The following is a 12,528-nucleotide window of genomic DNA, read 5'->3' on the forward strand; positions in this document are numbered from 1 at the left end:
GACCTCGCTCCGCTCAGCCAGGGCGCTGCCCCACGCCCTGATCACCCCCGATTTTCGAGCCAGGGCACTGGGCGTCCTGAATGGCCCATTGACGGCACTTGTTGTGCCGTGGCCTTCACGGCATCGGCCCGCCCCGTCGGGCGCCCGCAGGGGTGTGGGGGTCGTGCCTGATGACGGGTTCGTACGCCAAAGCCACTTCACATGATCTTCACGGAATCGGCCGTACGTCGAACGGGGCCGGCGCGATCGCGCCGGCCCCGTTCGACGTGACTCAGTGTTTGCCAGGGCGCGGTGGCTTGCCCGTGATGGTGTTGACCTTGCGCACCGCGTTGTCGATCTGGTGGTGATACTTGCCCTTGGTGCGCTTGTCGACGAACTGGCCTGCCTTCGCCGCGATCTTGTTCACCTTGTCCGGGTTGCGGCGGGCATAGGTGCGCGCCGCGGCTGCGGTCCCGGCCAGTGCGGTCAGTCTCCTCATGAGTGGCATGGCACGTCCTTTCCGTCGTCACGTACCCGGTCAACGGAGTACCCACCGGGTGGAGTTCCCCAAACGTGTCGGGGATAGTTGACATGTCGGAAATATCCGACGTATCTTGGCGTGCGTGCTGGATGACCGACTGTTCACCGCCATGGCCAACCCGGTGCGGCGGCGGCTGCTGGAGCTGCTGCGCGACGGTTCGCGGACCGCTGGTGCCCTCGCCGCGCAGTTCGAGCTGTCGCGACCCGCGGTTTCCGAGCACCTGCAGGTGTTGCGGCGCGCGGAGCTCGTGCGCGAGGAGGTTCGTGGCCGTGAGCGGCACTACCACCTCACGGCCGAGCCGCTCGCCGCGGTGAGCGAGTGGCTGCACCCGTTCGAGCGCTACTGGCGTGACCGCATGCGCACGCTGTCCGAGATCATGACGGAGGAAGAATGACCGAGACGATCCACGTCGACCAGTTCCTCGCGCAGCCACCCGCGAAGGTGTGGCGGATGCTGACCGAGCCCGACCGGCTCGCCCGCTGGTGGGCGGCCGGTGACATCCGCCCGGAGGTCGGGCACCGGTTCACCCTCGACATGGGCGGCTGGGGCAGGCAGCCGTGCACGGTGACCGAGGTCGACGACGAGCGGCTGCTGAGCTACACGTTCGGCGAGGGCGGCGTGGACTGGACGATCACGTGGCGGCTCGTCGCAGAGGGGACCGGCACGCGGCTCTTCCTTGAGCACGGCGGGTTCGACCTCGACGACCCGGGGCACCAGAAGTCGTTCACGAACATGTCCCGTGGCTGGGCGGGGTCGGTGCTGCCCAGGCTGGCGCGGGAACTGGAGGAGGTCGCCGCCTCCTGACCCGTGTGCCCGCCTCGTGGAGCCGGTCGGCCCCGCTCCGCGGGCGGCGCGTAGCGCCTGGCCCCACACCGGAGGGCACCACTAGGCACCGCGTGGCAGCGTCACCCGCAGGGTGGTCGGCCCGCCGACGGGGCTGTCGAGCGTCATCGTCCCGTCGAACGCGGCCACCCGCCGCCGGATGCCGACGAGGCCGGTGCCGCGCTCCTCGTCCGCGCCGCCGTGCCCGTCGTCCCACACCGCCAGCACCAGGTGGTCGGTGCCGGACAGCCGCACCTCGCAGCGGGTGGCGCCGGAGTGCTTGACCACGTTCGTCAGTGCCTCCGCCACCACGAAGTACGCCGCCGACTCGACCGCGGCGGGTGCGCGCGGCAGGTCCGCCACCGACAGCGAGCACGGCACCCCGCAGCTCGCGACGATGCCCGCGACCGCGCCGTCGAGCCCCCGTTCGCTCAGCACCGGCGGGTAGATGCTGCGGACCACCCCGCGCAGCCCGGCCAGCGCGTCGCTCGTCGCGTCCTGCGCCTTGAGCACCAGCGGCAGCGCGCCGGCCGGGTCGCGGCGCAGTGCCCGCTCGATGATGCCGAGGTGCATGGCGACCGCCACGAGCTTGTTCTGCGTGCCGTCGTGCAGGTCCCGTTCGATCCGCCGCAGCTCGGCGCCGTGCGCCTCCAGTGCCGCGGCGCGGGACGCGGTCAGCTCGGCGACCCGCAGCGCCAGCTGGGCACCAGGCGGTGGGGACAGCAGCGCGCCGAGCACCCGGGACTGCAGCCGCGCGAGCCACGGCGTGAACAACAGCGCGATCAGCGCGTACCCGGCCGCGATCAGCGGCATGAACGCCGCGCCGGTCCACGACGTCACCGGGTACGGCGACGTGACCGGGTCGTTCTCGGGCACCGCCCACCAGTAGAACGGCACCAGCACCGCGTTGAGCGCGGCCCCGGGGAACATGATCCCCAGTACGCCGAGGACCGGGCCGGTGAGGCCGTGCACCACGAGCCACGCGAGGTCGCCCCTGGCGTCCGGCAGCCGCTGCGGCGGTGCGGGCTCCGGGATCGGCCTGCCGAGGAACGCGGCGACCCGGGTGCGTTCGCGCTGTGCCCAGTCGTGCAGCCGGCGCAGCGCGGTCGGCCGGACCACGACGAGCAGCACCAGCAGCACCGGCAGCAGGAACAGCGACACGAGCCCCGTGAGGGCGCCGACGAGCAGGTACCGCGCGGCCACCCAGACCGCCGCGACCCGTTTCCGCATGTCACAAGGATGAGGTATAGCCAGCTGTACCGTGAATCCGGTACCTGGCTGCATCGTGCGCGCGGCCGGGAGTTCCTAGGTTTGACCACGTGTCCGAAACCATGATCTCCGGGGCGACCGCGGTACGGCTCGCCGACGTGTCCAAAGTGTACGGTCGGGGGGACGCGGCGGTGACCGCGCTCGACCAGGTCAGCGTCGCGCTGGCGCGGGGGAGCTTCACCGCGGTGATGGGCCCGTCCGGGTCCGGCAAGAGCACCTTCCTGCACTGCGCGGCCGGGCTGGACCGGCCGACGTCCGGCGGTGTGTGGCTCGGCGACACCGACCTGTCCGGCCTCAAGGAGACCGCGCTGACCGCGCTGCGCCGCGAGCGCGTCGGGTTCGTCTTCCAGGCGTACAACCTGCTGCCCGCGCTCACGGTCGAGCAGAACATCACGCTCCCGCTGCGCCTCGCCGGCCGCGCGGTCGAGCGGGACTGGCTGCGCGAGGTCGTCGCGAACGTGGGGCTCGGCGACCGGCTCACGCACCTGCCCAGCTTGCTGTCCGGCGGCCAGCAGCAGCGGGTGGCGATCGCCCGCGCACTGGTCACCCGCCCGGACGTGATGTTCGCCGACGAGCCGACCGGCGCGCTCGACACGCGCACCGGCAGGCAGGTGCTCGGCCTGCTGCGGACGGTGGTGTCCCGATTCGGGCAGACCGTGCTGATGGTGACCCACGACCCGGTGGCCGCGTCCTACGCGGACCGGGTGGTCTTCCTCGCCGACGGCCGCCTCGCCGACGAGCTGCACCAGCCCTCGCCCGAGGTCGTCGCCGAGCGCATGACACGGCTGGGGGAGTGGTGATGTTCGACCACGCGAAGGCCACCATCCGCCACCGGAAGGGCCCGTTCGTCGGCGTGTTCGTCGCGGTGCTGGCCGCGGCGGCGCTGCTGACCGGGCTCGGGGTGCTGTTCGAGTCGGGGCTGCGGGCCGGGGTGCCGCCGCAGCGGTACGCGGGCGCGCCGGTCGTGGTCGGCGCGCGGCAGGCGATCCAGGTCGCCGAGGATCTCGACCAGCCCTACCGCGAGCGGGTGCCGCTGCCGGTGGAGACGCTCGAGAAGGTCGCCGCCGTGCCAGGGGTGGCGAAGGCGGTCGGCGACATCACCGTGCCGGTCACCGTCGGCGGCGTGCCGGCCGGGGCGCACGGCTGGGGTTCTGCCGAGCTGGCGCCGTTCTCCCTGCGGGACGGGGAGCGGCCGCGCACCGACGGGGTCGTGCTGGACAGTGCGCTCGCCGCGCGGACGGGTGCGGAGGCCGGTGACGAGGTCGAGATCGCGCTCGGCGCCGTGCCGAGGACGTTCACCGTCACGGGCGTGACCGGGCAGGCGCATTCCCGCGCGGCGGCGTTGTTCTTCACCGACGAGCAGGCGGGCGAGCTGTTCGGCAGGCCCGAGCAGGTCGACGCCGTCGGCGTGCTCGCGGAGCCGGGCGTCGACGCGGACGAGCTGGCGGCGCGGATCAGCGCCGCGGTGCCGGGTGTTGTCACCTACACCGGTGACGCCCGCGGGGACGTGGAGTTCCTGGACGTCGGGCAGGTCCGGTCGCAGCTGGTCGTGCTGTCGCTGTCGTTCGCGGGCACCGCGATCATGATCGCGATGATGGTGGTGGCGAGCACGCTCGCGCTGTCCGTGCAGCAGCGGCGCAGGGAGTTCGCGCTGCTGCGGGCGGTCGCGGCGACACCCCGTCAGGTGCACCGGATGGTCGGCGCCGAGATCCTGCTGGTGGCGGGCATCGCCGCGGTGCTCGGCGTGCTCCCCGGCTACGCGCTGGCCTACGGGCTGCGGTCGGCGTTCGCGGCCGTCGGCACGCTGCCCGCCGACTTCGGGCTGGCGCTCGGCCCGGCGCCCGCCGTCGCCGCGATCGTGTTGTGCCTCGGCACCGCGCGGATCGCGGGCTGGGTCGCTGCCCGGCGGGTGGCGCGGATCCAGCCGGTCGACGCGCTGCGGGAGTCGGCGGTCGACGCGAAGCCGGTCGGGCGGGCCCGCGTGCTGGCGGGGGTGGTGGCGCTCGCGTTGGGGACGGGCGCGGCCGTGCTGCCGGTGTTCCTGCCCGGTGAGATCGGGGTGGCCGGTGCCGGTGGGTCCGCGTTGCTGATGGTGGTGGGGATCGCGTTGCTGGGGCCCAGGCTCGTGGCGGTGGCGATCCGGCTGGCCGGTGGCCCGCTGCGCAGGATGTCGCCGGTCGGCGGGTACCTGGCGGTGGCGAACGTGACCGCGAGCGCCCGGCGGCTCGCCGTCGCCGTGACCCCGCTCGTGCTGGCGGTGACGCTCGCCTCGGTGCAGGTCTTCCTGCGGTCCACAGTGGACGCCGAGGCGCGGGACCAGGCGGACCGGGGCGTGGTGGCGGACTTCGTGGTGACCGCGCCGTCCGGGCTCGCGCCGTCGGTCACCGACCGGGTGCGCGCCGCGGCCGGGGTCGCCGGGGTGACGCCGGTGGTGCGCAGCCAGGTGTTCGTGAAACACACCATGGCGGGGCAGCCGGAGACCGCCGCGCTCGCGGCACAGGGTGTCGACCCCGAGGGCCTCGCGAACACCCTCGACCTGGTGCCACGCGAGGGCAGCATGGAGTCCCTGCGGGACGACACGGTCGCACTGTCCACCATGGCCGCCGAGACCGTCGGCGTCGGCATCGGCGACGAACTCGAGCTGCGCCTCGGCGACGGTGCGGTGGTCAGACCGACGCTTGTCGCGACCTACCAGCGCGGCCTCGGCTTCGGTGACGTGACGTTGCCGCACGACGTGCTGATCGCGCACACCACGAGCAGGCTGGACCAGTCGATCCTGGTCGACGCGGCCGACTCCGGGGCCGCGGCGCGGTCCCTGGCGGCGATCCAGGGGGTCGTCGTGGCCGACCGGACGGCGCTCGCCGCCGCGGGACAGGCCGAGCGGGACGCCAACTCGTGGGTGAACCTGATCGCGTTGTTCGTGATCCTCGGCTACGTCGCGATCGCCGTGGTGAACACGCTCGTGATGGCGACGGCCGCGCGGTCGCGGGAGTTCGCGCTGCTGCGGCTGGTCGGCACCGGCGACCGGCAGGTGCGGCGCATGACGCTGATCGAGTCGCTGATCGTCATCGCCATCGCGGTGGTCGTCGGGTCGCTCGCCGCGGTCCCGCCGCTGGTGGGGGTCGCCGTCGGGATGACAGGCTCGCCCGTCCCGGTGGTCGAGCCGCTCGCGTACCTCGGCATCGTCGGCGGCACCGCGCTGCTGGGGCTGCTCGCGATCGGCGTGCCGACCAGGCTCGCGTTGCGTGCCCGGCCGATCACGGCGATCGCCTGATCGCACCGGCCTCGGGTCGGGGCGCACCGGCCTCGCACGTGACCAGTGACACGGCGGTCGCATCTGGTTTCCACCCCGCCCCCGGAGTTTGACTGAACGGAGGCGACGAGGAGCGGGGATGTCGAACGACGTGGAGCAGGGCACGGCCGCCACCGCGGACGCCCGGTCGCTCCGGCTCCTCCAGGTCGGCTCGTTCACCTCGCAGTTCGACCGGCTGATGATCGCGCCGATGCTGGTGGTGATCGCGGCCGAGATGGACCGGTCGGTCGAGGCGGTCAGCGTGGCCGCCGCCGCGTACCTGCTCTGCTACGGAGTCGCGCAGATCCTGTGGGCCATGGTGTCCGACCGGTTCGGCCGGGTGCGGACCATGCGGCTCGCGTTGCTGCTCGCGATGGTCGGCGGGCTCGCGTCGGCGGCCGTGCCCGACATCCTGTGGCTGGTGGTCGCACGCGGCGTCACCGGTGCGTGCATGGCCGCCGCGATCCCGGGAGCGCTCGTCTACATCGGTGACACCGTGCCGGTGAAGGTGCGGCAGGCGCCGCTCACGGACCTCATGACCAGCTCGGCCGTCGGCATGACCATGGCCACCGTCGGGGCCGGGATCATCGCCGACTTCGCGAGCTGGCGCGTGGCGTTCGCGTTGACCGCCGTGGTGGCCGGGGTGCTGGCGCTGTTCATGGGCCGCATGGTCGAGCCGGAGCTTGGCCCGCCGCCGCGGGTGTGGTCCTCGCTCAAGGGCGTGCTCGGCAACCGGACCGCGCTGCTCGTGCTGACGCTGGTGCTCGCGGAAGGTCTCGTGCTGCTCGGCCCGCTGACGTTCCTGCCGGTCGTGCTGCACGCGTCCGGGCTGTCGGTCACGCTGTCCGGCCTGCTCACGGCCGCGTACGGGGCATCGGTGCTGGTGTTCGCGCGGGTCGTGAAGGGGCGGACCGCGAAGGTGGCGCCCGCCATGCTGATCCTGTTCGGCGGCAGCTCGGCGGTGCTGGCGTACGTGCTGCTGGTGATCGACCACGGCGCCGTCGCCGTGGTCGTCGCGACCGTGCTGCTGGGCGGCGGGTGGGCGTTCATGCACTCCACGCTGCAGACGTGGGCGACCGACATGGCCCCCGGTTACCGCGCGACGGCCGTGTCGCTGTTCGCCACCATGCTGTTCACCGGCAGCGCGGTCGGTGCCGCGGTCTTCGGCTCGATGGTCGACGCCGGCCGGTTCACGACGATGTTCGCGATCACGCTCGCCGTCAGCGTGCCGCTCGTCGTCACCGCCACCCTGGGCCGCAGGCGCTACGCGACCAGAGGTCACTAGACGATTGATTCCGTGAAGATCATGTGAAGTGGCTTGGTGTACGAACCCGTCATCAGGCACGACCCCCACACCCTGCGGGCGCCCGACGGGGCGGGCCGATGCCGTGAAGGCGCGTTCACGGCACAACGAATGTCCTGAATGGGCCGTTCAGGGCGCTGAGCGCCCTGAACGCGCCTTTCAGGGCATTGCCACGCCGTCAACGCGCGCTCCCACTGCGCGGACGAACCAGTGACCGGGATCCTCGTCGTCTGACTATCTTGGTCCCATGACGGACGCCCCGACGCGTGACCGGCTGCTGACCGCGGCCACCGAGCTGCTGACGGCGTCGCCGGAGGTGTCGACCCGCGCGATCTGCGAGCGCGCCGGCGTGCAGGCACCGACGCTGTACCACTACTTCGGCAACAAACAGGGCCTGCTCGCCGCTGTCGTCGAGGACCGGTTCACCACCACATGCTGGCCCTGGCGCCGGACGCCGACCCGGTCGCGACACTGCGCGCGAGCTGGGACCACCATGTCCGCTTCGGCCTGGCGAACCCGAACCACTACGCGCTGACGAGCACGCTCATCCCGACCGCCGAGAAGCTGCTGACCGCCCTGCTGAACGAGATCGCCCGCCAGGGCAGGCTGCGCACCGCGCCGGAGCTGGCCGCGAAGCAGTTGGTGGCGGCGAACGTCGGCGCCACGCTGAGCCTGCTGGCCGGTGACCGGGACTCCGGGTGGTCCGACCAGCTGCGGGACACGCTGACGGGCGCGGTGGTCACCGACACGGCCCAGCCGCTGGCCGGCGGCGGGCTGGCCGCGATGGCGGTGGGTTTCCTCGCCGCGCTGGACGTCGAACCCGGCGGCTTCACGGCAGGGGAACGAACACTGCTGCGTGAGTGGCTCCACCGCGCGGCCTCGGCCCGCTGACGTCTGGCTCGCCCGCACCGCTCCGCCACGCGGCGGTGCTCATGTGCTGTGGCCGTGCCCGCCCTTTCCGTGAGACAGGTGGACCACGGTCACGGCGCGTGTCAACGGGCGTGCCGCGTCACGTCGCCAGGTCGCTCGGGCGGATGCGGAACACCTGCAGGCGCAGGTTGTAGTACTTGTCGGTCTCGCCGACCCACGTCATCCCGATGCGCTTGGCGGTCGCGACCGCACGCGTGTTGGTCGGCCGGGCGACCGCGAACAGCTCGTCGATCTCCTGGGTGAACGCCCACGCGGCGAGTGCCCGGCCGCCTTCCGCGGCGTAGCCGTGGCCCCACGCGTCCGGCCGCAGCTGCCAGCTCAGCTCGAGGTCCTCTTTGTACGGTGGCAGCAGCCGGATGCCCAGGCCGCCGACGACCTCGCCGTCCGCGCGGCGCTCGATCGCCCACCGGCCACGCGGGTCCGGCATGTTCTGCTGCGCCTCGATCCACGCCTGCAGCACCACCCGCATCGCCGCCTCGTCGGCGACCTGGCCCATGGCGGGGGTCAGCCAGCGGATGACCTTCTCGGTGCCGTAGATCGCGAGCGCCGCGGCGGCGTCGTCGAGCCGCCATTCCCGCACCACGAGCCGCTCGGTCGTCAGCTCTTCGCTCATACCTCCGACACTACTCACGCACAAAGGTGATATCAGTGCTAACGTGATTGTGTTAGCGATGAAAGGAGCAAGGGATGACGACGCTAGGCAGCACCGGTCCGGCCGTGTCCAACCTGGGTCTGGGCCTGATGGGCATGTCGGACCTGTACGGCCCGGCCGACGAGAAGGAGTCGGTCGCCACCATCCACGCCGCGGTGGCGGCCGGGATCACACTGCTCGACACCGGCGACTTCTACGGCATGGGCCACAACGAACTGCTGCTGCGCGAGGCACTGCGCACGATCGACCGCGACCACGTGGTGATCAGCGTCAAGTTCGGCGCCCTCCGCGGCCCGGACGGCGGCTGGCTCGGCCAGGACAACCGCCCGGCCGCGATCAAGAACTTCGTCGCGTACAGCCTCCGCAGGCTCGGCACCGACCACATCGACATCTACCGCCCCGCCCGCCTGGACCCGGCCGTGCCCATCGAGGACACGGTCGGCGCACTGGCGGAACTCGTCGAGGCGGGCCACATCCGCCACATCGGGCTGTCGGAGGTCGGCGCCGGGACCCTCCGCCGTGCCGCCGCCGTGCACCCGATCGTGGACCTGCAGATCGAGTACTCACTGCTGTCCCGAGGAGTGGAGACGGAGATCCTGCCCGCCGCACGGGAGCTGGGAACCGCGATCACGGCCTACGGCGTCCTGTCGCGCGGGCTGCTGAGCGGCCACTGGACGCGGGACCGCGCACTGACCTCCGGCGACTTCCGCGGCGTCAGCCCCAGGTTCCAGGGCGAGAACCTCGAGCAGAATTTGGCACTGGTGGAGGCGTTGCGCCAGGTGGCCGACGAGCGCGGGGTGACCGTCGCGCAGGTGGCGATCGCGTGGGTGACTTCCCAGGGCGCGGACATCGTGCCGCTGGTGGGCGCCCGCACCAGGGCGAGGCTGTCGGAGTCGCTCGGTGCACTGGACCTGCGACTGTCCACGGCGGACCGCGAAGCGATCGAGAAGGCGATCCCCCAGGACGCGGCCGCAGGCGCCCGCTACGCGGAGGCACAACTGGCCCACCTGGACAGCGAACACTGACGCTCAGACGCCCGCCGCTGTCCCGAAAGGCGCTTTCGGGACAGCGCCACGCCGCCAAGGCGACCCCCACCCGAACCCGGGGGCGTCCCGCCATGCCAGTCTACCGGTACCCATCGACAAAGCAAGCCCCGCAAGCCCAACTGTGGACAACCACCTCGGTTGTGGACAACTCGCTGGTCAGCGGGCGCGCAGGCGGCGGAGCATGCGGGCGTCCTCGAAGCCGACTGCTCTTGCCGCCGACTCGATGGTCGCGCCGTGGCCGATCAGGTGTTCGGCTCGTTCGAGGCGTAGCAGGTGCTGGTAGCGGAGTGGGGTGAGGCCCGTCGCGCGGCCGAACAGGCGGGTCACCGTTCTCGGGCTCACACCCGCCTTCGCCGCCAGCGTGGTCAGCGGTAGCCGCGCCGAGAAGCGCGCGTCGATCAGGTCCTGGACGCGGTGGACGGTCTCGTCCACATGGGAGCGGTGGCGCAGCATGGCGCTCGCCTGTAGCTCGTCGCCGTTGCGGCGGGCGTACACGACCATCGACCTGGCGACCTTCGCCGCGGTCGCCGGGCCGTGGCGGGTCGCGACCAGGTGCAGTGCCAGGTCGATGCCGCTCGCGATGCCCGCCGAGGTCGCCACGCGGTCGTCGACGACGTACAGCACGTCGCGCACCACCGTCGCTCTCGGGTGGCGCGTGGCCAGTTCGTCCTGCAGGTCGTGGTGCGTCGTGCACCGTCTGCCGTCGAGCAGGCCCGCGCGGCCCAGCGCGTCGGCGCCGGCGCACACGCTCACCACCATGCCGCCCGCCTCGTGATGGGTGCGGAGCCGGTCGAGGGTGGCGCGGCCGAGCGCGAACGTCGACGCCAGTGACGGTGACCGCCAGCCAGGCACCACCACCAGGTCGTCGTCGGCCATGGCCGGCCACGTCGTCTCCGCGCGGACCGGCAGGCCCTGCGCGCTCGCCACCTCGACCTCCTCGGCCACCCAGTGCAGCTCGTAGTCGAGGAGGTCGTTGTGGAACACCTGCGCCGGGCCCGCCAGGTCCAGCAGGTGCACCCCCGGCGCGAGGACGAACACGACTCTGGTCACGATCCGGTCAGCGTACCCGCCAGCTCGGCCACCGTCGCGACCTTCGCGAAGCCGCGGGCCGCCAGGATGAACGCCGTGTGCGCGACGATCTCGTCGGCCCGTTTGGTGCGCGGGTCCGCCAGCACCTCGTCGACCGTGCGGTCCGCGGGCGCGTCGGGGTGCGCCGTCGCGAACGACGCGGTCGCGTCCACCACGTATGTCATGTCGTAGCCGAGGTCGGTCCCGACCCGCGTGGTCGTCTCCACGCACTGCTCGGCCCGGATCCCGCACACCCGCAGCTCCCGCACGCCGCGCTGGGTGAGCAGTTGCGCGAGGTTCGTCGTGGTGAACGCGTTGATCGACGTCTTGACCAGCAGCGGCTCGCCGTCGCGGTGGTCCAGCTCCGGCATCAGGTGGACGTGCCCGTTGACCGGGTCGAACACCCCGCCCGTGCCCGGCTCGGCGTGCAGCACCCACACGACGAGGTCACCGTCCGCGCGGGCCGCGCGGACCAGGGCGTTCACGTCGTCGGTGAGGTCCGGGTTGTTCGTCGTCCGCCAGACCTCCCGCTGCCGGAAGGACTCCTGGACGTCGATCACGATCAGTGCTCTGCTCATGCGCACAGACTCGTCCGGCCACCGGATGGCGGGAAGGCATCATCCCGCCAGGGTGCGGAACGATCCGGTCAGCGATACTTGCCGGGTGAAGCTGCGCTGTGCCGTGCTGGACGACTACCAGGGTGTCGTGCTGTCGATGGCCGGCTGGGGCCGGCTCGACGGCCGGGTCGACGTGACGGTGTTCCGCGAGCACCTCGGCGGCGAGGACGCGGTGGCCGCCGGGCTCGCCGACTTCGACATCGTGGTGATCATGCGGGAGCGCACGCCGTTCCCCGCGGCACTGATCGAGCGGTTGCCGAAGCTGCGGCTGCTCGTCACCTCCGGCATGCGCAACGCCTCGGTCGACCTCGCCGCCGCCGCGCGGGCCGGGGTCGTCGTGTGCGGCACGACCAGCAGCAAGGCGTCGACCGTCGAGCTGACGTGGGCGCTGATCCTCGGGCTGGTGCGCAACGTCGCCGTCGAGAACGCGGCGTTCCACGCGGGCGGGCCGTGGCAGAGCACGATCGGGACCAACCTCGCCGGCGCCACGCTCGGGCTGGTCGGGCTCGGCCAGATCGGGTCGCGGATGGCGACGGTGGCGCGGGCGTTCGGCATGGACGTGCTGGCGTGGAGCCAGAACCTCACCGCGGAGCGCGCGACGGCGGCGGGGGCCACCCTCGCCGGGTCGCTGCCGGAGCTGATGACCGCGAGCGACATCGTGTCCGTGCACGTCGTGCTGAGCGACCGCACCCGTGGCCTCGTCGACGCCGACGCGCTGGCACACCTGCGGCCCAGCGCCTACCTCGTCAACACGTCGCGGGCGGCCGTCGTCGACCAGGCCGCGCTGCTGGCCGCCCTGCGGCACAGGAGGATCGCCGGCGCGGCGGTGGACGTGTTCGCCACCGAACCACTGCCGGCCGACGACCCGTTGCGTGGCCTGCCGAACCTGCTCGCCACCCCGCACCTCGGGTACGTGACCCGCGAGAACTACGCGGACTACTTCCGGGAGACGGTCGAGGACATCGAGGCGTTCCTCGCGGGCGAGCCGGTCCGGGTGATCTCCTAGCCC

At 72.3% G+C, this 12,528-nt stretch carries 14 protein-coding genes; 9 read left to right on the forward strand and 5 right to left on the reverse strand.

Annotated features, from left to right (window positions below):
* Window positions 1–271 precede the first annotated feature (271 nt).
* A complete protein-coding gene (locus ACFPCV_RS34355) occupies window positions 272–487 on the reverse strand; it encodes an antitoxin (protein WP_378061206.1) in 216 nt (71 codons plus the stop codon).
* A 115-nt stretch (window positions 488–602) separates the two neighbouring features.
* On the opposite strand from ACFPCV_RS34355, the gene ACFPCV_RS34360 reads away from it, so the two are divergent.
* Window positions 603–914 carry an ArsR/SmtB family transcription factor gene (locus ACFPCV_RS34360; protein WP_378061207.1) on the forward strand — a complete coding sequence of 104 codons (312 nt, stop codon included), beginning with the start codon at window positions 603–605 and terminating at the stop codon, window positions 912–914.
* On the forward strand, window positions 911–1,324 hold the full coding sequence (locus tag ACFPCV_RS34365) for an SRPBCC family protein (RefSeq protein ID WP_378061208.1): 414 nt from the start codon (window positions 911–913) through the stop codon (window positions 1,322–1,324). Before ACFPCV_RS34360 ends, ACFPCV_RS34365 begins: the two co-directional genes overlap by 4 nt.
* Before the next feature lie 81 nt (window positions 1,325–1,405).
* On the opposite strand, the gene ACFPCV_RS34370 is transcribed toward ACFPCV_RS34365, so the two are convergent.
* Window positions 1,406–2,572, reverse strand: a complete 1,167-nt coding sequence (locus ACFPCV_RS34370; protein WP_378061210.1) for a sensor histidine kinase — start codon at window positions 2,570–2,572, stop codon at window positions 1,406–1,408.
* A 101-nt stretch (window positions 2,573–2,673) separates the two neighbouring features.
* On the opposite strand from ACFPCV_RS34370, the gene ACFPCV_RS34375 reads away from it, so the two are divergent.
* The 5 genes from ACFPCV_RS34375 to ACFPCV_RS34395 all read left to right on the forward strand — a co-directional run bounded on the left by ACFPCV_RS34375 (window position 2,674) and on the right by ACFPCV_RS34395 (window position 8,097).
* Window positions 2,674–3,411 (forward strand): ABC transporter ATP-binding protein, encoded by a 738-nt coding sequence (locus tag ACFPCV_RS34375; RefSeq protein ID WP_378061291.1) that lies wholly within the window; start codon window positions 2,674–2,676, stop codon window positions 3,409–3,411.
* A complete protein-coding gene (locus ACFPCV_RS34380) occupies window positions 3,411–5,885 on the forward strand; it encodes an FtsX-like permease family protein (protein ID WP_378061211.1) in 2,475 nt (824 codons plus the stop codon). Before ACFPCV_RS34375 ends, ACFPCV_RS34380 begins: the two co-directional genes overlap by 1 nt.
* Before the next feature lie 118 nt (window positions 5,886–6,003).
* Window positions 6,004–7,188, forward strand: coding sequence for an MFS transporter (locus ACFPCV_RS34385; RefSeq protein WP_378061212.1), 1,185 nt, complete (start codon window positions 6,004–6,006; stop codon window positions 7,186–7,188).
* Between the two features lie 265 nt (window positions 7,189–7,453).
* Window positions 7,454–7,741, forward strand: coding sequence for a TetR/AcrR family transcriptional regulator (locus ACFPCV_RS34390; protein WP_378061214.1), 288 nt, complete (start codon window positions 7,454–7,456; stop codon window positions 7,739–7,741).
* Window positions 7,639–8,097: a hypothetical protein gene (locus ACFPCV_RS34395; protein ID WP_378061215.1), complete on the forward strand. Its 459-nt coding sequence runs from the start codon at window positions 7,639–7,641 to the stop codon at window positions 8,095–8,097. The genes ACFPCV_RS34390 and ACFPCV_RS34395 overlap by 103 nt, the downstream gene beginning before the upstream one ends.
* Before the next feature lie 118 nt (window positions 8,098–8,215).
* On the opposite strand, the gene ACFPCV_RS34400 is transcribed toward ACFPCV_RS34395, so the two are convergent.
* Window positions 8,216–8,749, reverse strand: coding sequence for a GNAT family N-acetyltransferase (locus tag ACFPCV_RS34400; RefSeq protein WP_378061216.1), 534 nt, complete (start codon window positions 8,747–8,749; stop codon window positions 8,216–8,218).
* A 74-nt stretch (window positions 8,750–8,823) separates the two neighbouring features.
* Here ACFPCV_RS34400 and ACFPCV_RS34405 point away from each other — a divergent pair, with 74 nt between their 5' ends.
* Window positions 8,824–9,813 carry an aldo/keto reductase gene (locus tag ACFPCV_RS34405; RefSeq protein ID WP_378061218.1) on the forward strand — a complete coding sequence of 330 codons (990 nt, stop codon included), beginning with the start codon at window positions 8,824–8,826 and terminating at the stop codon, window positions 9,811–9,813.
* A gap of 177 nt (window positions 9,814–9,990) precedes the next feature.
* Here ACFPCV_RS34405 and ACFPCV_RS34410 read toward each other — a convergent pair whose 3' ends face one another.
* Window positions 9,991–10,884 (reverse strand): GlxA family transcriptional regulator, encoded by an 894-nt coding sequence (locus ACFPCV_RS34410; RefSeq protein WP_378061220.1) that lies wholly within the window; start codon window positions 10,882–10,884, stop codon window positions 9,991–9,993.
* Window positions 10,881–11,480, reverse strand: a complete 600-nt coding sequence (locus tag ACFPCV_RS34415) for an isochorismatase family protein (protein ID WP_378061221.1) — start codon at window positions 11,478–11,480, stop codon at window positions 10,881–10,883. The genes ACFPCV_RS34410 and ACFPCV_RS34415 overlap by 4 nt, the downstream gene beginning before the upstream one ends.
* Before the next feature lie 91 nt (window positions 11,481–11,571).
* Between ACFPCV_RS34415 and ACFPCV_RS34420 the strand changes: the two genes are divergently transcribed.
* Entirely contained in the window at window positions 11,572–12,525 is a 954-nt protein-coding gene (locus tag ACFPCV_RS34420; RefSeq protein ID WP_378061293.1) for a D-2-hydroxyacid dehydrogenase family protein, read from the forward strand.
* Window positions 12,526–12,528 lie beyond the last annotated feature (3 nt).

Source organism: Actinophytocola glycyrrhizae (assembly GCF_042653545.1).
GTDB classification, from domain to species: Bacteria; Actinomycetota; Actinomycetes; order Mycobacteriales; family Pseudonocardiaceae; genus Actinophytocola; species Actinophytocola glycyrrhizae.